At 40.1% G+C, this 26,911-nt stretch carries 17 protein-coding genes; 4 read left to right on the forward strand and 13 right to left on the reverse strand.

Annotation, left to right across the window (positions count from 1 at the left end):
- Positions 1-34 precede the first annotated feature (34 nt).
- From M1F55_RS01520 to M1F55_RS01545, 6 genes are all read right to left on the reverse strand, one after another.
- Positions 35-5,806 carry a ZmpA/ZmpB/ZmpC family metallo-endopeptidase gene (locus tag M1F55_RS01520; protein ID WP_247947129.1) on the reverse strand — a complete coding sequence of 1,924 codons (5,772 nt, stop codon included), beginning with the start codon at positions 5,804-5,806 and terminating at the stop codon, positions 35-37.
- 241 nt (positions 5,807-6,047) lie between these two features.
- Complete coding sequence (locus M1F55_RS01525; protein WP_247947130.1) at positions 6,048-7,226, reverse strand: hypothetical protein; 1,179 nt, start codon at positions 7,224-7,226, stop codon at positions 6,048-6,050.
- A 17-nt stretch (positions 7,227-7,243) separates the two neighbouring features.
- On the reverse strand, positions 7,244-10,894 hold the full coding sequence (addA, locus tag M1F55_RS01530) for a helicase-exonuclease AddAB subunit AddA (protein WP_247947131.1): 3,651 nt from the start codon (positions 10,892-10,894) through the stop codon (positions 7,244-7,246).
- A complete protein-coding gene (gene rexB / locus M1F55_RS01535) occupies positions 10,891-14,166 on the reverse strand; it encodes an ATP-dependent nuclease subunit B (protein ID WP_247947132.1) in 3,276 nt (1,091 codons plus the stop codon). The genes addA and rexB overlap by 4 nt, the downstream gene beginning before the upstream one ends.
- Before the next feature lie 106 nt (positions 14,167-14,272).
- Positions 14,273-14,692, reverse strand: coding sequence for an EVE domain-containing protein (locus M1F55_RS01540; RefSeq protein WP_001138487.1), 420 nt, complete (start codon positions 14,690-14,692; stop codon positions 14,273-14,275).
- The gene (locus M1F55_RS01545; RefSeq protein WP_049487180.1) at positions 14,685-15,146 is read right to left on the reverse strand and encodes a MarR family winged helix-turn-helix transcriptional regulator; all 462 of its coding nucleotides are present in this window, start codon (positions 15,144-15,146) and stop codon (positions 14,685-14,687) included. The genes M1F55_RS01540 and M1F55_RS01545 overlap by 8 nt, the downstream gene beginning before the upstream one ends.
- A gap of 144 nt (positions 15,147-15,290) precedes the next feature.
- Between M1F55_RS01545 and M1F55_RS01550 the strand changes: the two genes are divergently transcribed.
- The 3 genes from M1F55_RS01550 to M1F55_RS01560 all read left to right on the forward strand — a co-directional run bounded on the left by M1F55_RS01550 (position 15,291) and on the right by M1F55_RS01560 (position 17,913).
- Positions 15,291-16,100 (forward strand): Cof-type HAD-IIB family hydrolase, encoded by an 810-nt coding sequence (locus tag M1F55_RS01550; protein WP_247947133.1) that lies wholly within the window; start codon positions 15,291-15,293, stop codon positions 16,098-16,100.
- Positions 16,101-16,241: 141 nt separating this feature from the next.
- Positions 16,242-17,150 (forward strand): ATP-binding cassette domain-containing protein, encoded by a 909-nt coding sequence (locus M1F55_RS01555; protein WP_049539331.1) that lies wholly within the window; start codon positions 16,242-16,244, stop codon positions 17,148-17,150.
- A gap of 10 nt (positions 17,151-17,160) precedes the next feature.
- Positions 17,161-17,913 carry an ABC transporter permease gene (locus M1F55_RS01560; RefSeq protein ID WP_049539333.1) on the forward strand — a complete coding sequence of 251 codons (753 nt, stop codon included), beginning with the start codon at positions 17,161-17,163 and terminating at the stop codon, positions 17,911-17,913.
- Positions 17,914-17,953: 40 nt separating this feature from the next.
- On the opposite strand, the gene M1F55_RS01565 is transcribed toward M1F55_RS01560, so the two are convergent.
- On the reverse strand, positions 17,954-18,832 hold the full coding sequence (locus M1F55_RS01565) for a sensor histidine kinase (protein WP_247947134.1): 879 nt from the start codon (positions 18,830-18,832) through the stop codon (positions 17,954-17,956).
- Complete coding sequence (locus tag M1F55_RS01570) at positions 18,829-19,530, reverse strand: response regulator transcription factor (RefSeq protein ID WP_173267900.1); 702 nt, start codon at positions 19,528-19,530, stop codon at positions 18,829-18,831. The genes M1F55_RS01565 and M1F55_RS01570 overlap by 4 nt, the downstream gene beginning before the upstream one ends.
- A 156-nt stretch (positions 19,531-19,686) precedes the next feature.
- On the opposite strand from M1F55_RS01570, the gene M1F55_RS01575 reads away from it, so the two are divergent.
- Positions 19,687-20,382, forward strand: a complete 696-nt coding sequence (locus tag M1F55_RS01575; RefSeq protein ID WP_000005264.1) for a VIT1/CCC1 transporter family protein — start codon at positions 19,687-19,689, stop codon at positions 20,380-20,382.
- A gap of 41 nt (positions 20,383-20,423) precedes the next feature.
- Here the strand turns inward: M1F55_RS01575 and M1F55_RS01580 are convergent, their stop codons facing one another.
- The 5 genes from M1F55_RS01580 to M1F55_RS01600 form a co-directional block, all read right to left on the reverse strand.
- Positions 20,424-22,412 (reverse strand): ABC transporter permease, encoded by a 1,989-nt coding sequence (locus tag M1F55_RS01580; RefSeq protein ID WP_247947135.1) that lies wholly within the window; start codon positions 22,410-22,412, stop codon positions 20,424-20,426.
- A gap of 1 nt (position 22,413) precedes the next feature.
- Entirely contained in the window at positions 22,414-23,172 is a 759-nt protein-coding gene (locus M1F55_RS01585; protein ID WP_000173372.1) for an ABC transporter ATP-binding protein, read from the reverse strand.
- A gap of 373 nt (positions 23,173-23,545) precedes the next feature.
- Positions 23,546-23,818 carry a PspC domain-containing protein gene (locus tag M1F55_RS01590; protein ID WP_033685104.1) on the reverse strand — a complete coding sequence of 91 codons (273 nt, stop codon included), beginning with the start codon at positions 23,816-23,818 and terminating at the stop codon, positions 23,546-23,548.
- Between the two features lie 58 nt (positions 23,819-23,876).
- Complete coding sequence (locus M1F55_RS01595; protein WP_247947136.1) at positions 23,877-24,326, reverse strand: SprT family protein; 450 nt, start codon at positions 24,324-24,326, stop codon at positions 23,877-23,879.
- Entirely contained in the window at positions 24,313-26,442 is a 2,130-nt protein-coding gene (locus tag M1F55_RS01600; RefSeq protein WP_247947137.1) for a Tex family protein, read from the reverse strand. Before M1F55_RS01600 ends, M1F55_RS01595 begins: the two co-directional genes overlap by 14 nt.
- Positions 26,443-26,911 lie beyond the last annotated feature (469 nt).

A 26,911-nucleotide genomic window follows, 5' to 3' on the forward strand; every position in this document is an offset into this window, starting at 1 on the left:
TCTACCTTTACTTTTTATTTCCTAATAGCAAACACTATTTTTTATTCTCAAAAATTGAACTTCTAAAATCATCGGTTTGATCAAGATAGGCTTTAAAGATTGCTCTCTTCAACTTATGAACTGCACTGTCAAATTCTGGTTTGTAATTACTCCAAGAATATCTATTCTCATCTGCATCCTTTCGAACAGCTTCATCCATTAATCGCTGCAACTCGGTAACACTACTTATGGTTTTCGTAGAAAAACTAGTCCAAGGTTTTGTTGTATCATTAAAAGTAACTTTATTCAGTCTATCAAATTGAGCTACACGTTCCTTATACATAGCTTGCTTGAATTGTGTCCAAGTTTTATATTGACTATTAAATACTTTTTGAAGGACAAGTTCATCTGTAACCAATCCTCGATCTTTACCATAAATTGTTATTTTTTTACCATTTTGTTTAGCAACATCTTCGTATTGATTTGAGATATAAGGTACCATACCATCTTTAAAGCCTTTAGCAGCTAATAGTTCATAGGCCATACGACGTCCCATTAGGTCACCTGGCGTTCCGTCATCATTACTTAATGCTGCATAAATCGGCGCAAATAGTTTGATAGTATAGTAACCATTTCTTTCATATTTACCTGAAGTATATTCCCTAGACGAAAGAATATTATTCTCAATCAAATCATTGAATGAACGTAGTTTTTCAGCTTCTTCTACTGTTAGATCTCTGACAACATTTGTTGCATATACGTTATTTCCATCTGCTGGATCTTTCTCATACTTATTCTCAATTTTTCTGAGAGCTTTCGTTTTTTGATAAACGGTAAGATTCTCTGTAATAGATTTTCCTTCGAGATATTCCAACATATAAACGACATCAAACATGTTGTGTACGTATTTCTGAAGATCTTTTGCGTCTGAAAATCTCGTAGTTGGATCGAGTACTTGTAATCGTTGTCCTTCTGTACTATCTGATTTTGAATGTTTCAAGATAGAGTTGATGGTTATAGTTGCATCATCTGGATGGTCTGGCGCTTGTAATAAACCTTTGGCGAAGAACTCTGGTCCCAAGCCACTTCTTCGACCATAGCCGCCAAGATAGATGTCCTGATCTGAGTCATGCGTCATCTCATGTGTATAAGTGATAGATCCATCTTTGTCCAACATTCGATAGCCCATATAATATACTGCATCCCCTGTAGCGTAAGCACCGTGTCCATTATGACCAACTTTATTTCCAACAGGACCAAAGAAATATTTCATTGCAGGATTTGGACTATCAAAATCAGCTACTGTTTTGGCTTTTCCATCGGTATGATCATATCCAAATTTATAGGCATCATAAAGCAAGATATTTCGATAAAGCTTCTCACGCCCTTCCTTATCTAGAATACGATACCAATAATCGTAGTGATCTCGTTGACGTTTGGCAGTTTCACGCGCATTTTCTTCAACAAAGTCATTGAGACCCTTGCCCGCTTTATGGTCACTATTGCGGTAACGATCATAAGCACCAAATCCTAGACTAGAGATAGTCGAGATAACAAAGACTGATTTTTCTGGCAATGTAAGTAGAGGTAGTACCATATTACGGTATTTCCAACTGTCGCTAGTGATGCGATCATAGACACCGATAGAATACTTGCTTCCTGCTTTTTCTTGCTTGGCTTTCACTTCTGGAATATTAGATTTTTCTTCAACGATGTAAGCCTTGGTCTGAGTTTTAAACCAGTCATTGTTGCTTGTGTTTGGTAGAAAGACTTTTCGGTAATTTTCAAGCGTGTTAAATAAATCTTTCGTTCCATGATGGCTAGCTAAACTAATAGCATAAGTATCAACGTTGTTCTTGGCAAGAAGATTATTAAATCCTGATTTACCTAACTCTATTAAGGTATCTAACGGAGAAGCATTTCCTTTGCCAAAGAAATCTAGATGGTACATTACAAGATCTTTTGCACTCACTTTATCATAACTAAAGTTATACCAGCGTTCTAGGTAGCTCATACCAAGTAGCAAGGCTTCCTTGTTACGCTTGATTTTATCTGCAATATAACCCGTCATTACTTTATTGTCTGTAACTAAACCTGCATCAGCAGATAGAAGTTTTTTCAAGTTATCTGCTAAATGCTCTTTCGTTTTGCCAAATTGTTCTTCAAGATATAACTCCGTTAGTTTCACTTTTGGAGAAATACCGAGTGTCTTTCTGATAGCCTCTGAGTGGTAGGACACCTGCTGCAATTCAGGTAAGACTTGCTTGATGATAGAGTTTTGGTCGTACAAGAATTGGTTTGGTGTATAGAGAAGACCTGTATCTCCTAGACTATATTCTGCTAATTTGGCAAAATCAGACTGGTACTTGAGATTGAGTTTTTCAGATGAATGATCCTTGTAGTGCAGCAAGAGTTTGTTTGCAGTCTGTTTGTTGGAAACAATGTCTGTGATGACTTGGTTATCCTTCATCATGACTACTGACAAGAGTTCTTTCTGATATAAAAGACTGTTCTCATTGACCAGATTTCCATATTTGACGATGGTTGCCTTGTTATAGAAAGGTAACAATTTTTCAATGTTCTTATAAGCCAAGGCTCGCTTAGCTTGATAATTGGCTACCTTAGAAAAATCACTTTCTTTTTTGCCACTTGTTGAAAGAGGCTCCACTGTTGGTAGAGTGAGAGGATTAATGGCTGATTTTTTGCTTGCGATTTGGGAAGCATCTAGCATTGTTCCTCTTTCTTCAAAGGATTCCTTGCTGACGACCTCATCCTGGACCAAGGTGACATTGTAGACTCTGTTCGCTTTACTACTGAATGTGTCCATCACCTTCATTCCAGTATAGTGGTAACCGGTAATGGAATTTCCGTTAGTTACATTGACATCACTTAGAACATTGGTCAACATTCCAGCATGATTTTCATTATTAGATTCTCGGTCCCATAAATTTCCTGCTATACCGGCTACTTTTCCAAAGGGCTTAGTATTGTTAATATTCCCCTCAGCATAGCTATTCTGGATATGAGCATCTTTGTCAACAAGACCGGTAAGACCGCCAACGGTCTGATCTGAACTATTTGTGTTTGACGAAATATCTACTGACGCTTTAGATTTAGTTATCGAAGCATTTCTTCCTGTCAAATGACCGACCAGACCACCGATATTATAGGCGGCAGTCGTTTCATAGGTATTGACAATTCTTCCCTTGAAACTGCTCTCTGTGATGCTTGATTGCTCAGCCTTAGCCAGCAAACCACCGATACCACGTTCACCAGCTAGAACACCATCGACATGAACTTGTTTAATCTTTGTACCATTCTGGGCTTCATATGCCAGTGAACCGATATCATCTTTCCCTGAAATAGAGACATTTTTCAGACTCAGTTTTTCTACTGTAGCGCTACTCAAGTTTTCAAACAAAGGTTTTTTCAAATTGTAAATAGCATAATGTTTGCCATCTTTTTCACCGATTAATTGACCTGTAAATGTTTGCTTTATATAAGATCTATCATCTTGGCCTAATTCTACTTCGTTGGCGTTTAGGCTAGATGCTAGATGATAAGTTCCAGCAGGATTCCGATTTATAGCTTCAACTAGATTACTAAAGGAAGTAAAGTTTGTCGTTTCCTCTGTAGCCTTCTTAGAAAGATAGAAACTGAAATTGTCGACATATTTATTGTCCTGCTCTTGTTGCAGTTTATCAGCTTTGGCTGTAATTTTATAAACTGTCTGACCATTTTTTGTTTCCGAAGTTATTGAAGCAACTGGTAAATAGACATCTTTAAATGACGAAGATTTAACCTTTACAAAGTAAGTGTCTGGATTACTTGGAACACTATCCAAAGAAATATGTTGTTTGTAAGTACCATTGGTCTGACTATATAACTCCAGATCTGAAACATTTCTTAATTCAAGTGTTTTCTCTGGATTTGTTTCTTTCGGCTTCTCAATCGGAGTTTCAGGTTTTAATTGCTCAATATTCCCCTTATATTCTGGCAGTGGTGCTACCTGCTCTGGTTCTAATATTGCTCCGGCCTGTGGACCTGTGTATTCAGGTAGTGGTGCAATTTGCTCCGGTTCAACAATAGCTCCAGCCTGTACCCCTGTGTATTCAGGTAGGGGTGCTACCTGCTCTGGTTCTACTATTGCTCCAGCCTGGACTCCTGTGTATTCTGGTAGGGGTGCTACTTGTTCCGGCTCAACGACCGCTCCAGCTTGTACGCCTGTATATTCTGGTAGGGGTGCCACTTGTTCTGGTTCTACTACAGCGCCAGCTTGTACTCCAGCATATTCCGGTTCAACTTTTTCAGGTTCAACTATCGCTCCGGCTTGTACACCTGTATATTCTGGTAGTGGAGCTACCTGTTCTGGTACGCCTTTATCGCTTACTACAGCTTCTGGTAACGCTGGTTGAACTTCTGGTACACCTTTATCACTTACTACAGCTTCTGGCAACTCCGGCTGAACTTCTGGTACACCTTTATCACTTACTACAGCTTCTGGCAACTCCGGCTGAACTTCTGGTACGCCTTTATCGCTTACTACAGCTTCTGGTAATTCAGGCTGAATTGCTGGTTCAACAATAGCTCCAGACTGTACGTCTTTATGTTCTACACCAGTCTCAGGTTGGTCCTTTATAACTTGAGGTTTTTTAGTACCTTTTTCGACTATTCTTGTAACAGGCGCAGTCGTTGAAGTTGAAACAATTTCTCGCGAAACTTCTTCTTTGTTTACAGAGAATATTCTGATGACTTCAACTTTCTTACCTAATTTACCTTCTTGTTTTACTCTTACAGTTCCTTCAGCTAAATCAGAATTCTCCTGAACTTTTTCTTGAAAATCTATTTTTGTTTCTATAGTTTCGTAACGATATAAGAGTTCAGGTTTGTTCAACTGACCTGATAGAACTTCATCCTGTGGATTTAGTGTATTTACCCCAGTCTTTTCTTTTGGAGAAACCTTCTCGTCTTTCTTAGTTTCTAGATTCTTATGTTCGGCTAATTGTGCTTGAGAATCTGAAGATTGTTTCTCTTCTTTTGTTGGATTGGTTAATTCTGTAGAGAGAGGTTTTTCAACTACTTGGACTTCTGTGGATTTAGTTGAAGAAACAAGTTTTTCTTTCTGAATAGTTTGTACCTTTGATGGATTCTCTACAAAATTTGGTGTAACACTATAATCCACCTTTTGTTGTTTTATAGGAGTGGCTGCTGATTTCTCTTGATTGCTTACTTTAGATTCAGCAGTTATGTTTCCCTCTTTGATATATCCAATATAAGTGTAACCTGAAATATCTTTAGGAAGAGGTAATTTTTCTCCTGAGGTTAATTCATAGTCAGTATTATAGTTCAGTAAGAGATTATTTTCTAAAGCATGAGCTGAAACTAAGACACCATTTCCTATTCCTGCAACCAATACTAAATGTAATACCGTTTTATTCTTAACTTTTTTCTTAGAAACAGCAAAAATTAAAATTCCCAGAGCTGCTAAGCTAGCACCAGCAACTAAGGCTTGCATCTCATTCTTGCTTCCAGTATTTGGCAATTCTCCTAGTCGATTCTGGGAACTTAATTTATAAACAAGATAATAAGTTTCATCATCATTATCCACGTATGTCGGAATATCATAAACGAGCTGATTCTTGTCTTCTGATGATAACTCTGACTCTGTCACATATTTATAGTGAACACCTTTAGTCTCTTGAGCTTCTACAGATGAACTACCTAATACAGACATAAAAAATAAACTTGAAATCGTCGCAGATACAAGTCCTACTGATAATTTTCTAAATGAAAAACGCTGCTGTTTTTCACCAAAATACTTTTCCATGATTCCTCCTTGAAATAAAATTTATATTTATGTTACGAAGACCTTTAATATATTAGTGTATTATCTATAAAAAAGGCATCACACTTTAATTATACTCTTAATTTACCAAAAAGTCTTAAAATTGAGATACGCTTTCATACTTTGTTTTATATATAAAATACCAAGCAGTAGTTTTGAAACTCCCTATTATTTTTTGGGGATAAAATGTAACCCACCATGGAATTTCCACGGTAGGTGTTACTCATATCAATAATCGTTCTAAAAATGGTTTGATGCAGTTGAGAAGAATTCCTTCTATCCAGCTTTCTTGTGCTGAGGATAGATGATCTGCCTGAAGGCTTTCTTTTAGAAAATCTCGGACTTGTTCTGGTGCAATTTCAAACTCAAAAGCTTTCATTTTATAGAAAAAGTCGAGCAGATGGTCTGACAGGTATTCAGTTGAAAAAGGCACTTCTCCACTCTTTCGATATTCTAATAAGAGCCGAGCAAATCTGGCTTTTTCTTCTGGAAGCTCACGAAAATAGGAATTGAGGAGCCAGATCTGCTTCTGTTTTCTTTCAATTGGATCCTGACTGGCAATTCGTTGGTCTTTTTCCAGATCTTTTTGGTATTGTTTGGCCTTGATAGCCCGTTCTGTTCTATTTTTACCAAAAAGTATTTTCTCCCACTTGCGTTCTTCTTGAGTCAGGGTCTCTGTAAAGCCAAAGTAATCTTGGTAGGCACGCTCTGCTGGTCCCATGGCTAGAACCAGATTGTCTGCATACTGCTTGGCGATTTTATCCCTCTTCTTGCGCTCTTTCTCTGCTTGGATACGGAGTTCTTGTTCGTAGTCGATTTTCTCCTTACCTAGCTTGACAAGGTAGAGTTGGTCATCTGGTTTTCCAAGTAAAAAGGGTTTGATACACTTTTCAAGGACTTCTTCCATCCGAGCCTTTTTCTTTGGCTCCGCTTTGGTCCAACTTCCTCCTTGAAAGACTTCTAGGAAGAGCTGGTAGTCTCTCTCAGGTGAGAATTGATTGCCACGATTGGGTTTGAAAACACCTTTTTCCCAGAGCCATTTTAGAAGTCGCTCGTCAAAGTCACTTTTATTGACCTTGATTTTCTCCTTTTTCTGGGCTTTTCTGGTCAGATTTTCAACCTTTCTGAGCAGTTTTTCTTCCTCTTCTAGTTGCTGGTCAAGGCTTAATCGATGAAAATGCCGAACACAATCGCTACCGATCGGAAAGAGGCGTTGGCTTGTGACACCATTAAAGAGTTCGTAGGCGTACTTGATGGCATTTCCACAGACACAATTGCTACGGCCGATACCGTTAAAAATCAAGGAAACTTCATTCCATTCCTTGGTAGCTTGTTCCCAAGTATCAGCTTTTGAAGCCTGTAAAACCGCATCGTGTAGGGATTTTCTAACTGGAAGTGTCATGAGATCTCCTTTCTAGATTATACTTTCACAACTTGAACCTCTTCTTTACCGAGTAAAATCAAGTAATTTTCAATATTTTCAATCGAATAGGCTCGAGATAAAGCCTCTCCGTATAGGGCTAACTGACCACGATAGCGGTCTATGAGTTGACTTGGTTCATCATAGCGGTCTGTCTTGTAGTCGAACAGAATAATTCTGTCCTCATAAAGCAGATAGCCGTCCAAGATTCCACGGACAACAAAGTCTTCTTGACTCTTTTGGTCTCGTTTGAGCATGGAGAAAGGTTGCTCGCGATAAAGATGGTAGGTATTGGCAAGAACTTCCTGACCGAGTGCTGTGTCAAAGAATGCAAGAATTTTCGCAAGATTAATCTTGTCTCTGACAGCTGGGCTGGTTTGAACTTGTTTGAGAGTTTCTGTCAGGCTAGCAAGCGTTGGTCGCTGACTGAGGTCCATTCTCTGCATCAGTTCGTGGGTGGCACTACCAATTTCAGCTCCTGTTACCTTTTCTTTGGTTGAAAAATCTGGCAAATCAAAGTTGATTTTCTTATCTACTGACTGGCCTTGACCTGCAATCTCGACACCTTCCATATCCATAACTGGTTCGTAGAATTTCTTGATTTGACTTGGGGTTTGAACACTAGGAAGTTCAATAGCTGCGCGGTGAAGAGTATTATATACTTCCACTTCTTTCAGCATTTCAAGAGCTTCTTTAATGGTTTCTGACTGACGATTGTCTGCTTGAGAGCTAGCTTGGAGAGGGCTCTTGTTTTCCAACTCTCCGATGGCTTCTCTAGTCAGCTGATCTTCACCAACAAAACGATAACTAAAATTGAGATAATCCTTTGCAAACACTTTGCTGATAGCCCAAATCCAATCTTGGAAATTCCTTGCTTGAAGTCTTGTGTTGCTGTTTAGTTTTCCATTTTTAGCTGTTAGGTATTCCTTGGATTCCAACTTTTCACGAGAACCCTTACCGACAAGATAGAGCTTTTTCTCAGCCCGCGTCATGGCAACATAAAGGAGGCGCATTTGCTCAGAATAGCTTGCCATCTGTAATTCCTCTTCGTTCTGTCTATAGGTCAGACTAGGAATGGAGAGTTTGATGGTTTTAGGATAGTGAGCTTCCACTGCTCCTGTCTCCATCTTGGCAATATATTTGACACCAAGACCATTCTGACGGCTGAGAATGACTTCTGACATAGAGTCTTGCTTGTTGAAATCTTGATCCATATTGAGGATAAAGACGTAAGGAAACTCCAGCCCTTTACTCTTGTGAATGGTCATGAGCTCTACTGCATCTTTTGGCGGTGCGACGGCCACGCTTGCAAGATCGTGCTGGGCTTCCAAGACCTGGTTAATCATGCTAATAAAACGAGACAAGCCCTTGAAATTACTTTTTTCAAACTGGTCTGCTCTCAAAGCTAGGGCATAGAGATTGGCCTGTCTAGCAGGACCATTTGGCAAAGCTCCAACATAATCGTAGTAAAAACGGTCATTGTAAATCTTCCAAATCAAGTCATAAAGGGAGTGAGTTTTGGCATACAAACGCCAAGAATCCAAGATATTCATGAATTGCTTTAGTTTCTCAGCTAGAGCGGTGTGAATCAAGTTTTTCTGGCTGCTAGCCAGTTTTTGTGCATTGACTAGTTTCTCATAGAGATTTTCCTGGACTTTATCCTCTGCTTTCTGAAGGGACAAACGTGCTAGCTCGTCCTCATCAAAGCCAAACATTGGAGACTTCATAAGAGCAACCAAGGCATAGTCTTGCAGGGGATTGTGAATGACACGAAGGGTGTCTAGCATGACTTGCACTTCTAGGGATTGGAGATAGTTGTTTTGCTCTCCGTCGGTTTTGACAGGAATCCCGTACTCAGACAGGGCGAGGAGAATCTGGTCATTACGACTGCGGCTGGAGGTCAGAAGAGCAATTTCTTTAAAGGCAACATCTTTTTCCTGATGAAGTTTCAGAATCTCCTTGATGACTAAGCGCATCTCACCAGTGAGTTTCGTTTCTGCCTGATCCTCTTCTTCCTCACCTAGGTCATCCTTGTCGTAGAGGAGAAACTCTGCCTTGTTGTCAGGATTGGGAGTCAGTTTGGTATTGGCAAAAACAAGCTGGTGCATGTTATCATAGTTGATTTCGCCGACCTCTTGGTCCATGAGACGCTCAAAAACATCATTGGTTGCTGAAAGCACTTCTGAACTACTACGGAAATTTTCTTTAAGCAAAATCAGCTTGCCTTCTTGGGGATTTTGTGCATAGCGTTGGAATTTTTCATTGAAAATCTGGGGATCTGCCTGACGGAATCGGTAGATGGACTGCTTGATATCCCCCACCATAAAGCGATTGTGACCATTAGACAGCAATTCCAACATCCGTTCTTGAATATGGTTGGTATCCTGATACTCATCGACCATGACTTCATGGAAGCGCTCCTGATAAGCCTCACGGACTTGAGGGAATTTCTCTAAAATCTCAATGGTGTAATGGCTGATATCAGCAAATTCAAAGGCATTTTCCTGGCGCTTACGTTCACTATACGCCTCCACAAAGTCACTCATGAAGGCTTGGAAGGTTTTAGCTAGTTCCCATGTGTCTTGATGATAACGTTCTTGATAGTCGAGAATCGTTATCTGGTCTGCTAGTTGTCCTAGTTTAGCAAACTGGGACTTTCTTTCTTCGTTGTAGGCATCGGCCAGTGGCTTCAAATCAGCCTTACGGCTGGCATTAGTCAGAACTCGACCGTTTTTCTCTTTCGAAATGGCGACAACACGCGCAAGCACTGCTTGATAAGCCTGACTATCGGACTCCTGATTCAATGATCCAATTTCATCTAAAATCAACTGAACATTCTCTAGATAAGCAGCCTTTGCAAACTCCTTGGCATCATTATCCAGATGATAACGGAAAAAGCTTTCCAAATCCCAAAGGGCTTGTTTGATTTGCTCAGTAAGTTTGTTTTTTTCACTGTTAAAATCAGCTTTTTCAAAGCCTCTGAGGAAAGATTCACTTAACCATTTCTGAGGATTGCTGGTGGATTGGAGGAAGTCATAGATTTTATAGACTTGCTGGCGTAGCCCCCGTTCATCCTTGCCGCGCCCAGCAAAGTTTTTCAGCAAATGACTAAAGGTCTCTTTCTGTTTGCCTTGATAATGGGCTTCAAAGATCTCATGAAAGACTTCATTTTTTAGAAGGAGTTGCTCGCTCTGGTTTTGTAAAATCCTGAAATTAGGTGCAATATCAATCAGATAGCCATGTTTACCAAGGAACTTTTGTGTGAAGGAGTCCATGGTACCGATGGCTGCGTTGGGTAGGTCTGCCAACTGACGACCCAAGTGTTGTTTGAGGTCAACATCTCTACTTTCTTGGATTTGTTGGCTGATTTTTTTCTCTAAACGTTCTTTGAGTTCAGTCGCAGCCTTGACGGTAAAGGTTGAGATAAAGAGTTGAGAAATTTCGACACCACGCGCTAATTGGTCCAGAATACGCTCGGCCATGACAAAGGTTTTCCCAGAACCAGCCGATGCTGAGACTAGAATATTCTGGCCAGAAGTGTAGATAGCTTCGATTTGCTCGGCAGTTTTCTTTTGTTCCTTGCTCGAATTTGCTTCTGCTTCTTGCAATTTTTGAATCTCCTCCTCAGTTAAAAAGGGAATGGGCTTCATCGATTCAACTCCCCTCTTATTTTTTCAAACCAAGCTTGCTTGAGTTTTTCTCCGACCAAACGCTTGCCATCAGCTAAGTCCAACTTTTCTAGGAAACGGGCTTGACCTAAGTGGTAATTGGCTTCAAATCCTGTGATGGCTTGATGTTGCTGAACATACGGTGCAATACTTCTGCCATTTTCAGTATAAGGATTAATGGCGAACTGACCTTCTAAAATTTTCTCAGCTGCTTTCTTGTAAAGATGGGCATTGTAGTCCAATAGGAGCTGGAATTCCTCATCCGTCAGCTGATTGGCCTTGTTTTTATTGTAAAATTCACCCAAATGACTGCTTTCTTTTTCTAAAAAGAGCCCTTGGTATTTCATAGACTTGCTAGCTTCTACTACTGCACCTGCCAGACTTTTAACGGCCATCAAAGATTGGACTGGTTCAGCCATTTCCAAGTACATGGCACCAAAAAAGTTCTGCTCCCCTTCTCTTTTTAAGGCAGCTAAATAGGTTGGCAGTTGGGAATTAAGCCCATTAAAGAAATGAGGAAATTGGAACTGAGTCAGACTGGATTTGTAGTCTACCACTCCAATCGCTCCATCAGCTTTCAATCGGTCAATGCGGTCAACCTTACCTCGTACAAAAACACTGCGACCATTGTCCAATTGAATAAAGGCTTGCTCTTTCCCACCGAAATTCGATTCCTCTTTGATGGTTTCGATGGCTGGATTATGACGGAGAATGTGGCCAGTCGTTCGTGCAACATCAAGCAAAACTTCCTTGGTAAACTGGGCTTCCAAACTTTCCTGATAAATAGCCTCAAATTCACGTTCTTGACTGGTTTCTTGGATAGCTTGTTCTAAACGTTTGTCAAAGGAATCTTCGTTAGGCAACTGTAAGGCGCGTTCAAAGATACGGTGCAAGAAATTTCCGTGACTACGGGCATCAGGACGTAGACGTAATTCCTCTTGCAAGCCTAAAACGTAGCGGAGGAAATAACTGTATTGGTTTCGGTAAAACTCTGTCAAACCAGAGGTAGACAGGTAAAACTCCTGTTCAGCAGGATAGAGAGCTTGTAAGGTGTCCTTAGCCAACTGCTTACTGCTTGGACTGGTTGGGAGGACTGGATTCTCCAGACCTTGCTGGCCTAGTTTTTTACCCATGACACGCGCCAGAACCTTGACAAAGGTCAAATCTTGCTCAGTATCACTCGTCTCGCCCTGCTGGTGATAGGAAACCAGACTGGACAAAAGACTGTGATAGGACCCCATATCTTCCTTAGACAGCCCCTTGTGATTCATCCTCTTCTCTTTTCGACTAAATCCAAAATGGACCAGTTCTTGAAGATAGGCTGACTCCTTACTTTCACTTTCGTTAAAAAGGCTTGGAGCTGACAAGATTAACTCTTTACGAGCAGAATTAACCAAGGAAAGCATAGTATAGCGATTTTTCTTGAGGTTTTCACTACTGGCAATCAGCAATTGAACGCCTTCTTCGGTCGCCTGGTTTAAGCTTTGCCTTTCTTCGTCTGTCAAAAGACTGGTGTTTTGTGCGATTTTTGGTAAATGATCCTGAGTCAGACCAATAGCGTAAACAAAGTCAGCTGTCAAAGGCGCAATCAAATCGTAACTCTGCACCAGAACAGTATCCACTGTCGCTGGAATAGTACGATACTGAGATAGACTCATTCCAGAATGGAGCAAGGCTAGAAAGTCCTCTAGACTAACCTGTGAACCAGCAAAAACAGTCGCAAATTGTTCTAAAACATGACAGAAAGCCTTCCAAACTTCAGCTTGTCTTTCCTGTTCAAGAACTTCCATGGTGGCTGTCAAATCTTGTAACTGCTTGGTCACAGCTCCTTCTTTTAGAAAAGAGTTCCACTTTTGCAAGAGATTTTCAGCCTTCTGTTTTCGACTGGCAAAGAGGGTTTCAAGAGGTGTTAAAATACGCAGACGAAGAGCATTTAAACGTTCCAGATTAAATTTTCCATGGTGGGATTTGGTGAAGGCTTGCTGAAAGGCTGGCAAGCCATTGATACCAAGATAGCGGATATATTGCTCAAAAGCATCAATATCAGCCTGACTAAGATCAGTATACAAACCTGTTCTGAGGAGATTAATCAAATCCTCCTGACAGAAACGATAGCGTTTTAAAGCCAAAATAGACTCGACAAACTGTGTCAAGGGATGGTGAGCCATGGATTCGCTTCTACCAAGATAGAAAGGAATCTGATACTGGTCAAAAATCGTTTTTAGAGATAATTGATAAGAAACTACATCGCCCAAGAGAATCCGAAAATGCTTGTAGCTCAGGTCTGAGTTCTCATGTAATTTCTGACGAATGCTACGGGCTACTAGCTCCAACTCCTCCTTTTGCGTCAAGCAAGACCAGATTTGTAAGTTTTCACGGTCCTTGTCATCAATTTCCAAGGAAAGTTCTGAAAAGTCATAAGAAGACTCCAGCAAACGAGAGGCCTTGTCAAAGCTATCCATCTTCTCATGAGTTTGAGAATAATCCCGGGCAGGTGTTTGGTATTTAAAGGCTAGATGATGGAGAAACTCCACACTGGCTTGATAGAGATTGCCTTCAGAGAATGGACTGGTATAAGATTTCTTACTCGCATAAGCTCCAATGACAATCTCAACACCCTTGTCATGAAGTAGGTCCACAATTCGTTCTTCCTCAGCAGAAAAACGAGTAAATCCATCAATGACTAAGGCAATCTGGCTAAAATCACTACTTACTTTGTCATTCTCAATAGCCTCAATCAAATGGGATAACTGACTTCCCTGAGCTAACTGCCCTTGGTTAAGATAGGCCGTTACTTTCTCAAAAATCAAGAGTAAATCGGCCCTCTTGTCCTCATCCGTCAAACTCTCCAAGTCCAAAAAACTCATCTGAGCTTTGGTCATCTCATGGTAAAGCTCAATCAACTGCTGGATAAATTGAGGATCCTGCTTGATAGCTCCATAAACACGTAAATCCTTAGGATCAAGTTCGGCAAGGCATTTATAAAAGGCCATCCCAAGACCGATGTCATCTAGACTGGTTTTGACAGGTAGGTCATTCAAAATCAGGTAACGAGCCATCTGCGCAAAGCGCGTGACGGTAATCGCAAAAGAAGCCTGCTGTGACAAGCATTCCAGCACGGCGCGTTCCTTTTCAAAAGAAAGAGAGTTAGGGGCGATGTAGAAGACCCGCTTGCCAGCAGCAATCAGCTCCTCCGCCTCTCTGGTTAGGATTTCTGTCAAAGAAGTCCGAATATCAGTATAAAGTAATTTCATCTCAGCCTCGTTTGGTTTATCAAAGTTTCTTACTCTATTATAGCAAAGTTCGCTTCACAGTCCAAATCCAAAATTCTTGTTGATAATCATTTAACTAGCAAATCAATCATACTTCATCATCCACTTTCATATGATGAAAGATATAGAGGAAAAAGTCTTTAGAAACTTCAAAATGTCCATAACGAAGTCGAGAAGTATAGTCTCTCCATTCAAGATGCTGTCTAGCTATTTCTATGGAACAATCTTTGACTGGTAGATAATACTCGACATTTCGTCTAAAGGGAAAGAATCCTTCAAATTGCTCTACTTGATAGGCTTTGTCATCTATAATTTTACCTACGGCCACAAAAGCCTGTAACTTATCTTGACCATTCATATCGTATTTTGGACTATAGTATAAAAGGTAGTCGCCTTTTTTCATACGATTTAAGGGGCCACCCTTTCCATGACAGACCTGGCAAAAATTCCCTTCAACTCCTCTTAAAACATGGTTCTTCGAAACAACTCCGACCCAATATCTAGGCATTTTTATCCTCCAACTCTACTAACATGCGATTAAAACCTTCTCTATCGTTAGAAAGTTTTTCAAAAAATTCTTCATCAATCCCCTCTACTAAGGGTAAAGCATGATTGACCTTCTCTGCGCCAGACTTCGTCACTGAGACCAGTTTTGCCCGACTATCCTTTGGATGTTGATCACGTTTAATGTAGTCTTTCTTCTCTAATAGTCTAACAATCTGGGAAACCGTCATAACATCCATACCGGTGAACCGAGCAATATCAACTTGCGTTACATATTCCTCTCTATTGCTCAGGAACAAGAGCGAGGTTAAAACGATAAATTGGGGCAAAGTGAGGCCAAGCGATTTCAAAACTCTTTTTAAGTTGCTTTCCCACTTGTTGTAGACTTTGATGAAAAGAAGGCCTGTAGATTCTGTTTCATCATTTTTGTAAATTGAATTAAAGTGATACTTTGACATTTTTTCTCCTTAAATATTAAGTATACATATTATATAAGAATTTATTTTGTTTTTCAAGAAAAGGAAAGTCGAATGTTACAATTCTGTCAGACATTTTATAGTCTATATGCTATAATAATACCAAAAGATAAAGAAGGAAGACCTATGATTAAACTACTAGCCTTGGATATGGACGGAACCCTCCTCAATGAAGCCAAGGAAATCCCACAAGCTCACATTACTGCTATTCACCAAGCTATCGAAAAAGGTGTCAAACTGGTACTTTGTACGGGACGCCCGCTCTTTGGTGTCCTCCCCTACTATCAAAAACTGGGACTTGACCTCCAGAATGAGTATGTTATTGTTAATAACGGTTGTTCAACTCACCAGACAAGTGACTGGGGACTAGTTGACTGGCAAGAACTTAGTCCAGCAGACATCGAATACCTCTATGACCTAGCTGAAAAAAGTGATGTTCAGTTGACTCTTTTTGATGAGAAGCATTATTTTGTCCTCGGTGGCAAGCCCAATGAAATCATTCAAAACGATGCCGAGCTAGTCTTTTCAGACCTGACTGAAATTTCACTAGAGGAAGCTACCAGTGGTAAGTACCGTATGTTCCAAGGTATGTTTTTAGGAACAGATAGTCAAACAGACGATTTTGAGCAGCGGTTTGCTGAGGAACTCTGCCAACGATTTAGCGGTGTTCGTTCGCAACCTGTCATTTATGAAGCTATGCCACTTGGTACGACAAAGGCTACTGCTCTATCACGCTTGGCTGAGATTTTGAAGATTGATTCTTCAGAGATTATGGCCATGGGCGATGCCAATAACGATATCGAAATGCTCCAATTTGCAGGGCTTGGGATTGCAATGGGAAATGCCAGCGATTATGTCAAATCCCTAGCTGATGATGTTACAGCAAGCAACGAAGAAGACGGCGTTGCGCGTGCCATTGAGAAATATATTTTATAATTAAGAAGCCCAGTTCATGTCAACTGGGTTTTGATATTTAAGAATTCCTAAAACTTTAGAAACTCTTTAGAAATGCTTGAGCTTTCTTTGATTTCTATGCTTTATACTAAAGTTATCAAAATAAATCAAAAGGAGAGAATCATGAAAACAGTACTTGACATTCATGGATTGTCCAAAAACTTTGCCAAACAAACTATTCTTCAAGATCTTCATCTAACGATAAGAGAGGGAGATATTTATGGACTTATCGGGAAGAACGGAGCTGGGAAAACCACCTTGATAAAAATCATTACGCAACTACTCTTTGCGGACAAAGGAACTGTTTCCCTCTTCTCCAGCAAAACGGAAAATGAGTGGAGCAAGTCTCTATCTCGAGTAGGTTCAGTGATCGAATCACCTGTAGCCCATAATCACTTAACAGCCTATCAAAATCTGAAATATTACTGTATGATTCGTCATATTCCAAATGCTGATCAAGTCATTCGAGAAACGCTGGACTATGTAGGCTTGTCAGATACAGGTAAAAAAGTCTTTCGTGATTTCTCGCTAGGAATGAAACAAAGACTTGGTATCGCCATTGCCCTTCTCTCCAAACCAGATTTCCTAATCTTAGATGAACCTATCAATGGACTTGATCCAATTGGTATCAAAGAATTTCGTCTGATGATTCAACGGCTCAATCAAGAAAAAGGAATCACCATTCTCATTTCTAGTCATATCTTGTCAGAACTCTATCTCGTAGCAAATCGCTTTGGTATTCTAGATCAAGGCAAGATAATCCGTGAAATCAGCAAAGCTGAATTTGAAACACTAAGTGAGGATTATATTGTGCTTAAGACAGCTGATAAGGAGAAAGCTTGCCAAGTATTGAAAGAACAAATCCAGCTCCAGTTCAAGGTTGTTAATTCAGAAAACGAAATCCACATTTTTGGTCAGGAACAAGATGTCAAACAGATTCTTAAGAAATTAACCTTAGCAGATGTCGCTATTGACGAGATTTACTACGCCCGTCAAAACCTAGAAGAATACTTCACTCAATTGGTAGAATAGGAGGAAAATCATGATACATACCATTCAAGCAGACTTTTACCGTCTTTTCCGTTCCAAAGGATTCTGGATTACAGAGTTCATTCTCTTTTCTCTCATGCTAATGGGCGCAACTGTAGGAGCTACTGGCCATCTGATGGCAATCCAGACAGAAGAGCCAGAAATTCCAACCCATGGTTGGGACGGTGTACAAGCCCTGATTAACGCATCTAGTCAAGGTTCAAACCTCGTTTTTCTCTGTATTATTCTAACTTGTCTAGTTCTCGGTGTTGATTTAATCGGAAAGCTCTATAAAAATAGTTTGACAGTAGGGGTTTCTCGTACAGAGTTTTTCCTTGCCAAAGCCTTTGTAGTGGCTTGTATTGCACTTTTGCAACTTATCATCAGCCTTGTGATTGCCTTTATTCCAGCAACTATCTTAAATGGATTTGGAACTATGCCTGATGGCTTTATTGGCAATCTACTGATAACCATTTCCCTTCAATTCCTTTGCCTCCTTGCTTGGCTTTCGATTGTTTCCTTCATTCTCTATGTTAGCCATTCTTATCTTGCAGTATTTATTGGTTACTTGGTCAGCTCTATCTTACTTTCTATGCCAATGCTCATCTTCCCAAGTATCAAAATTTTGCCATATTTATCATTGCAGTTTTTCTATGCCATGACTGCTAATAGTGAATCCATTTTCTATACCCTTATAGTTACCTTAGCTGTTATTCTAATCTTTAATCTAAGTGGACTGGCAGTTTTCAAAAAGAAAAGTCTATAAAAAATGACCTCCTCTAGCCTACAGAGGAGGTTTCTTTTCGTTAAAAATAAATGAAAACCGATAACCACTGCCCATCTGTGCTCAGTTTCATCTCTGTACCGAGAAGATGACATAATTCCTCAGTGATATAAAGGCCTAAACCAGAGGATTCTTCAGTATCTGATAGATTTTCAGAATAAAAACGGTTGCTGAGATTTTCTATTCTTTTGATGGGCTGTTTGACAAGGTTTGCAATCTCTAAGACAAGCTGTTCCTTTTCCTTTCTCAAATATAGACGCGCTTCTTCCTTGCCATGCTTGAGGACATTCCCAAGCAGATTTTGTAAAATTCGATCCAGCAAGTCTTCATCAGTCCTCGTTGTTAAACCAGCTTCAACCTTAAAATCAAGCGTGATATTTGCCACCTGAAAAACATCATAATAAGCCAAAGTCTTCTTGGTAATAAAAGCTGAAAAATCCACTTCTTCCAGTTTCGGTTTGACAGCTCCTTCCATCAAACGACGATATTCTAGGAGAGCCTCCAAACGTTTGGAAACTAAATCAAGATGCTGGGCGATTTTTTGTAAGGTTTCTGCTTGCTTTTCAGGAGACTTTATCAATTGTTGGGTGTAGCCTGAAGCGATAGTCAGAGGCGTCCGAATATCATGGGCAATATTGCTAATGGCCATATCCAGAGTCTGCTTTTCCCTTTTCATCACCAACCGAGATTGTTCTACTTCCTGAAATAGATTCTCAATCTGCTGGTAGAGCTGTAAAAAATGTTTGGAAAAAATGCTGATTCCGACTCTTTTCATACTACCAGTGAGAATCTTGTCTTCAATCTGTTGACTCAAGTTTTTAAGTGCTAGATGGTAGCGAATCAATGCAATCGATAAAATGATTAGGAGTACCAGTAGGATAAAGATTATCATGTAGGTCATTGCTTATCTCCTTTTAATCTTACCCCAACTCCCCAAATGGTTTCAATATATTCTTGATTTGGGTCAAGCTGATTTAATTTTTTACGAAGATTACTCAAATGCGTATTGAGAGTATTATCTCCAGGTAGGTAGCTATCCTCCCAGACAAATTCATAAAGTTCTTCCTTGGTAAAAATTTTTTTAGGGTGTTTAAGGAGAGTTTGGAGAATCAAGCATTCTTTCTTAGCAAGGCGAATCGTTTCCTGACTATTTTTGATTTCAAAACTTTCTGCATCAAACTGGATATTTTTCAAGTTTTGTGGCAGATTTTCAGTTTTTTCTATTTCCATAGACTGTTTTTCTACACTTTGGCGTAACTGAACAGTAACTCTAGCAAAGACTTCATCCAAATCAAAAGGTTTCACTATGTAATCATTGGCACCGTCTAAGAGGTATTGACTGATTAACTTCTTATCGCTCAAAGCCGTCAGCATAATGACTGGAGTTTGACTTTGTTCCCTGATGACTTTTAAAACCTGATCCCCATTTTTCCCAGGAAGCATGATATCTAGCAAAACGAGGTCAATCCCACCTTGGTCAAAACGCATGATTCCTTCTGTACCGGAAAAGGCTTGAATCACCTCATGCTCCTCAGTAAGAAGTGTTCGTAAAATCTCTTGAATGTCACTATTGTCTTCAATAACCAATATCCTAGCCATAAATACCAACCTTTCTGCAACTATTATAGCATGTTTTAATGGTAAAACTTAAACAGAAAAGCCCTTTTCATTAAAATCGTGCAACTTTTTTCAGATACTTTTAAAAGATTGATTTCCCTATATTTTTCCTTTATACTGGATAAAAAGGAGAATAATATGTCAGAAACAAATCACGAAATTGATTCAAATTTTGCAGGTCGTTTAAATATCCTGCGTGCGGGTGTTCTTGGTGCCAATGATGGAATTATTTCCATTGCTGGTGTGGTTATCGGGGTTGCTAGTGCTACGAGTAATATCTGGATTATCTTTTTATCAGGATTTGCAGCTATCTTAGCTGGTGCCTTTTCGATGGCTGGTGGAGAATATGTATCTGTTTCAACTCAAAAAGATACCGAGGAAGCAGCCGTTGCGCGTGAGCAAGTCTTGCTAGACCAAGATATGGAACTAGCCAAAAAGTCTCTCTATGCAGCCTATATCCAAAATGGAGAATGTGAAACCTCTGCTCAACTCTTGACCAACAAAGCCTTTTTAAATAATCCGCTCAAGGCTTTGGTAGAGGAAAAATATGGGATAGAGTATGAAGAGTTTACCAATCCATGGCATGCTGCTATCTCTAGCTTTATTTCTTTTTTCCTTGGTAGCTTACCACCCATGCTTTCAATTACCATTTTCCCAAGTGAATACCGTATCCCTGCTACCGTCCTTATCGTCGGTGTGGCCCTTCTTCTCACTGGTTACACTAGTGCCAGACTTGGAAAAGCACCAACCAAAACAGCTATGATTCGGAACCTCGCTATTGGTCTCTTGACCATGGGAGTTACCTTCCTGCTCGGACAACTTTTCAGCATTTAGAATACAAGAAATACCTCGATTTTGAAGTCGAGGTATCTTTTTTACATTTGGACAATCTTGCGATAACTTCTTGAAGTAATCATGAAAATCAGCACATAGGCGATGAGGAAGATAGCGCAGATAGACAAGGTCACAATCAACATCATATTCGTATCTATTACACCAATCACTTTTAAAATCAGACTAAGCATATGGTAGGCAAAGGCTAGATGTATGAAGGCAAAAAGCAAAGGAAGGAAGAAAACAGTTAAAACCTGTTTGTTGATGGTTTGCTTGATTTGCTTTTGATCTAAACCGACTTTCTGCAAGATAATAAAGCGTTCACGGTCTTCGTAGCCTTCAGAAATTTGTTTGTAGTAGATGACCAGAACGGTTCCGACCATAAAGATAATGGATAGGAAAATACCGATAAAGAAGACACCACCAAAGAGGGCACTCATCTGAGCACTAGCATCTGCTAGATTGCTACCATACACATAGCTACCTTCAGTGTTTAATTGTGCATTAAATTGATCGAGGTATTTATCATACTCGTCAGCGACCTTGAGTTGTTCTTCTTCGCTGACATTTACATTCATACCACCGTACAGCTGATTATAGATAGCCGAATCTGGGAATTGGTCTAAAAATGTTTGCAAATTAGGAACAACAAGGTAATTGTAATCAGTAGTAAAAATATTAAACTGATTTGGAACATGGTTCACAATAAAATCTGTATTAAATTCTTCTTTTACAGAAAATTGATGGTTATTTAGAGTTAGAGCTTTCTGTCCTTTCAGTCCGTCATTTTTGGCAAAAAGACCGACCTCATTCCCTGATAGAGAAAGTTTTTGACCAGTCATATTTTCATAATCTTTTTGGTCAAATACCATGAAAACTGTTTTGGGTTGGACACGATTTTGTCCCCTTTCAAAAATGGTTAACTTGGTTCCTTCTTGATTTGCAATACCAAAGTTACTGTAACGAAGCACTTCTTTCTCTTTGACACTATAACCTTTGTCACTTGCAAACTGGCTCAAGAGTTTGTCCAAATCTTCTTTTTCAACATTTTGTCCAGTAATTCCAAAGTCATGCGGATTCATCACTTTTTTAAAGGATTCTGAGGCATTGAAAATACTAGTCGCTGCAGACATGGTTACCAAGACCATTGTTGACAAAATAGCGATAGTTGCTAGTCCAACCGCATTTTTCTTCATACGGAAAATCAAGTTGGACACTGAGATAAGGTTATTTGGTTGGTAATAGTATTTTTTGTTTTTCTTTAAAATTTGTAGGAAGACTGTAATCCCTGCATTAAACAAGAGATAGGTACCAATTATAACCAGCAAAACAGCTAGGAAGAAGGTTGTTAGGGCTGTAAGGGGATCTTTTACGGTAAGGGAAAGATAATAGCCAATTCCTAAGCTAATCGAACCAAGAATCGTTTGGAGAGGTAGGAAACGACCTTTTTTCTCACCGCTAGCTTTCTCACGTGAGAGCTGGAGGGCATTCATACGGGCGATTCGAAGGGCATTCAGAAACATGAGGCCTAGGAAAATCAAACCAAAGACAACAAGTACTGCAATGACAACATTCATTTGGAAGGTAGCGACCAGCTCAACCTTCAATTTCATCAGTTTGAGTAGGAAAGCGAAAATCAACTTGTCAAACAAGGCTCCAATACCGATACCTGCTCCAACAGTTAAAATTCCAAATAGAACCAACTCCTTAAAGGTCATACTGATCAGGTGACGTTTCTCCAAGCCCAGCATGCCATAAATTCCCAGTTCCTTGGAACGGTTCTTCATGACAAAACTATTGGCATAGAGGACGATAATGGCTGACGCAAGGGTGACGACAAACATACCAAATCCAAGAGTAGCTTGAATCGTTTCACCTCCACGGATTTCCGCAATTTTAGGATTGAAGGTTAGGGAGTAAAAGAGATAGGTCACGGTGACTGCCAAGAGAACAGCCAGCGCAAAAGGATAGTAGAGTTTGCGGTTTTTAATCAAGTTCGATACCGCTAACTTATTGGTTAATCGAAACATACTAATTCACCTCGCTTGCCATGACAGTCAAGGTATCAGAGATTTCTTGGAACATTTGACGCTCTGTCTTTTCTCCACGGTAGATTTGATTGTAAAGAATGCCGTCTTTGATAAAGAGTACACGTTTAGCTCTGCTAGCTGCTGCTGTTGAGTGGGTTACCATAAGAATGGTTTGGCCACGCTCATTGATTTCATCAAAGACATCAAGTAAGGCTGCAGATGACTTGGAATCAAGAGCCCCTGTTGGCTCGTCCGCAAGGAGAATTTCAGGTTCGGTAATGATGGCGCGGGCTACTGCTACACGCTGTTTCTGCCCACCAGAAATCTCGTAAGGATACTTCTCTTGCAATTGGTTGATACCTAGATTCTCAGCAGTCACCACCAATTTCTTCATCATCTCCGTAATGGGTCTTCTTGACAATACAAGGGGAAGCAAGATATTGTCCTTAACAGATAGGGTATCTAGCAAGTTAAAGTCTTGGAAGACAAATCCCAATTTTTCACGACGGAAGCTAGAAGCCTGTGAATTTTTAATGGTTGCGGTATCAGTTCCGTTCAAGTAAACCTGACCACGAGTTGGTTTGTCCAGCATAGCTAGGATATTGAGAAGAGTTGATTTACCAGAACCAGACTCACCCATGATGGCAACGTAGTCACCCTTTTCTACGGTGAAGTGAATGTCCTTGAGGGCCTCTACTTGGTTGCCCTGAAAACGAGTTTTATAAATTTTTTGAACGTGTTTTACATCTAAAAGTGTCATGAGAATCTCCTTTCTTAATATCCCATCAAATGAAATGTAGCTTGCATCATAGCGCATCCCAACTGAACGCGCTCGATATCTTTGCGGCTTGGTTTTCTTGTTTTCTTCTGTAAGATTTGTTTCATGATGTTACTCCTTTGTTTTTTATGAGTCTAGTTTACATCAAAAAAAGACTGCTTGCCATAACCTAATCTTACAAAAGAGACTTTAATCTTACATTTTTGTAAGATTAAGGGAAATGTAGAAATTTTATTAAAAATATTTTACCATAAAAAGAATGCAAGAAGAAAACCCTTGCGGATACAAGGGTTCAAGAAATGTTAAAATAGATTACTAGAAATTACAGACTAATAGTAAAATAACTGTTTCTACCTCACCAAAACCATCCATCATTTTCTTCAATGGCTTGGGCTTCTTTGCGTTTTCGTGGGCCTGTTCCATACATTTCTGCTTCGATTTCTTCCTTGGTAGGCATGATAGAAGCTAGGATGATATAGATAATCACGCCAAGTCCAAAGTTTGCAACTGTAAAAATGGCAAACAAGAAACGAACAAGGGTAACATCAAAGTTCCACTTGTCTGACAGACCTGCCAAAACTCCTGAAATCATGCGATTTCGTCTCATTTTATAAAATTTACTGTTCATGATTTTTCCTCTTTCTGCTAGGTTAGACATAGTATATCACGGGTAGGCTCGGCTTTCATCAGTCCTCAGGCTGATTTATTAGTAGCAATTTACCTCGACAAAGTCCACAGCGATAGCGTTTGGTATCAATCCTACGCTTGCGATGATACCTTTGCTGGCAGGATTGACAACGATAAAGTTTGAGTGGTTTAGAGTGGCTATTTGTCAAGGAGGGCACAAAGCGTAATCCATCCACTGCTTTCAAAAGTTCCCTAAAATCCCGATCCTTGTGTTGATAGCCCTTCCCTTGAAAATAGAGGTGATAATGACAGAGTTCATGGCGGACAATTTTCCTAAAAACATCCAGACCGAGTTCCTGATAAACCTTGGGATTAAAATCCAAATGCCCATCTTTGGGGAAAAATCGCCCACCTGTCGAACGTAGACGCCTATTCCACTGAACATGATGGATAAAAGGTTTGCCGAAGTCTTCTAGTGAAACCTGCTTAACGTAATCAGTCAGTTTCATTTGGAGCGAGGAGCGACAGATTGACTTTTTCACGTTCAGTATCGATTTTCTTAACCCAAACCGTTACCAAATCTCCGACTGACACTACTTGGCTAGGATGTTTGATAAATTTGCGACTCATATGGGAAATGTGAATCAAGCCGTCTTCGTGAATTCCAATGTCAACGAAGGCACCAAAGTCAACTACATTACGCACCACACCCTCTAGCTTCTGGCCTACCACTAGATCTTTGATATCTAGGACATCTTGGCGAAGCACAGGTGCATCAAAGGAATCACGGAAATCTCGACCTGGTTTGAGAAGGTCTGCAATGATATCTTTAAGAGTTTCTGGTCCAAGGTCTAGCTCTTGCGCCATTTCCTTGACTGAAAGCGACTTGAGTTTGCCTTGGGCTTCTTCGTTTAGGTCTTTAATATCTAAACGTTTGAAGAGTTCCTTAACGGCAACGTAATTTTCTGGGTGAACTCCTGTATTATCAAGGATGTTGCTACTTTCAGGGATACGAAGGAAACCAGCTGCCTGTTCAAAAGCCTTAGCACCCAGACGAGGAACTTTCTTGATTTGGGCGCGTGAAGTGATTTTTCCCTCTTCCTCACGGTATTTGACGATATTTTCAGAAATGGTTTTATTGAGTCCAGCTACGTGTGAAAGAAGAGCTGGGCTGGCCGTATTAATATTAACACCGACTTGGTTCACCACGGTATCCACGACAAAATCCAGACTTTCAGACAATTTCTTCTGGCTGACATCGTGCTGGTACTGACCGACACCAATTGACTTAGGATCGATTTTGACCAATTCAGCAAGGGGGTCCTGCAAACGACGGGCGATAGAGATGGCAGAACGCTTTTCAACGGTTAAGTCTGGGAACTCCTGACGAGCAAGTTCGCTGGCAGAATAGACCGAAGCACCACTTTCATTTACAATGACATAACTAACCTCAGGAAAATCTTTAAGAACTTCCGCCACAAAAGCTTCACTTTCACGACTGGCCGTTCCATTACCGATGGCAATAATTTCCACGCCGTATTGACCAATCAAATCTGCCAAATCTTTCTTGGCTTCTTCGATTTGACGAGCAGAGGCTGGTTTGACAGGATAAATAACCTGAGTTGTCAGCATTTTTCCTGTTGCATCAACGACAGCTAGCTTGGCACCTGTACGAAAGGCAGGGTCAAATCCTAGAACCACACGCCCTTTCAGCGGAGCAACCAAGAGGAGATTTCGCAGATTGTCAGAAAAGAGTTGGATAGCCCCTTCTTCTGCTTTTTCGGTTAATTCTGTCCGAATGCGTCGTTCTATAGCAGGCAAGACCTTTTTCTTAACTGACTGTTGAACAACTTCATCAATATAGGCATTTTTCACCTTAAAACGAGCAGCAAAGAAGGCAAGAATACGGTCCGTCGCATGTTCAAAACCGACCTTCAAGACACCAAGTTTCTCCCCACGATTGAGGGCCAAGGTACGATAGCCTTGCATATTTCCAACTGTCTCTGAAAAATCATAATAAATCTGAAAAACCTGCTTTTCATCAAGACTTTCATCCTTGACTTGAGAAGTGAGTTTAGAGTGTCTCAGCACCTCCTGATAAGTCATGGCGCGCAGTGTCACATCTTCCGATAAGGCTTCGACTAAGATATCAACTGCACCAGCCAAGGCTTCCTTACCAGTCGCAAATCCTTCACAGACGAACTTTTCAGCCTCTTTCTCTAAGTCCGCTACATTCTGCAAAATCAGGCGAGCAAGTGGGAATAGCCCAGCTTCACGAGCAATGGTTGCCTTGGTCCGACGTTTTTCTTTGTAAGGAAGATAGAGTTCTTCTACGTCTGCTAATTTTTCGGCAGCTAAGATAGCTTCTTCCAATTCCTTGGTCAGCTTGCCTTGTTCTTGAATCTTGGCCAAGACAGCTTCCTTGCGGTCATTGAGATTGGTCAGACTTTTATCCAAGTCGATAATAGCCTTAATTGCCACCTCATCCAAACTACCAGTCATGTCCTTGCGATAACGCGCGATAAAGGGAATAGTCGCCCCTTCAGCTGTCAAACTTAGAACGGTATCGATTTGCTTTAACGTCACTCCCAAATCTTGGGAGATTTTTTCATATTTTTTATCCATGAATCTATTATACCACAAGCTATACGTTTCAAATTAGCTCTTACAATTTTAAAACATAAGTTGGAAAATAAATTTACTTCATTTCAATATTCTATTCATTCAGAAGGTTGCAATTTAATTCTAATAGTTTACAAAAGGACTAGTGATTAATTTCACTGTTTTTATTTTTGACAATAATGCGCCACTATTCTTCCTCTCTATTCTTCAAGAAAACGCTTTTTTGAAGAATAGGATTTAGACTTCTGTTTATAATCGTCCAAAATGCGTGTTTTTGAGAAATAAAAAACCGCAAGCCTGAGCCTGCGGTGAGTGTAATCTTTTTTGAAATTTTTAAACAAAAAAGGAGCATTTAAGCTCCCTCCTTTGAAATAACGGACACTTGGCTGGTCGGTGTACCCAGCATCTCAGATACCTTCTTCAAGGTGCGGCAGGAACCTTTCTGCCCTCAAATGTCTTTCGTTAATGTTAT

It is taken from the genome of Streptococcus mitis (assembly GCF_023109235.1).
Taxonomy (GTDB): Bacteria; Bacillota; Bacilli; order Lactobacillales; family Streptococcaceae; genus Streptococcus; species Streptococcus mitis_DA.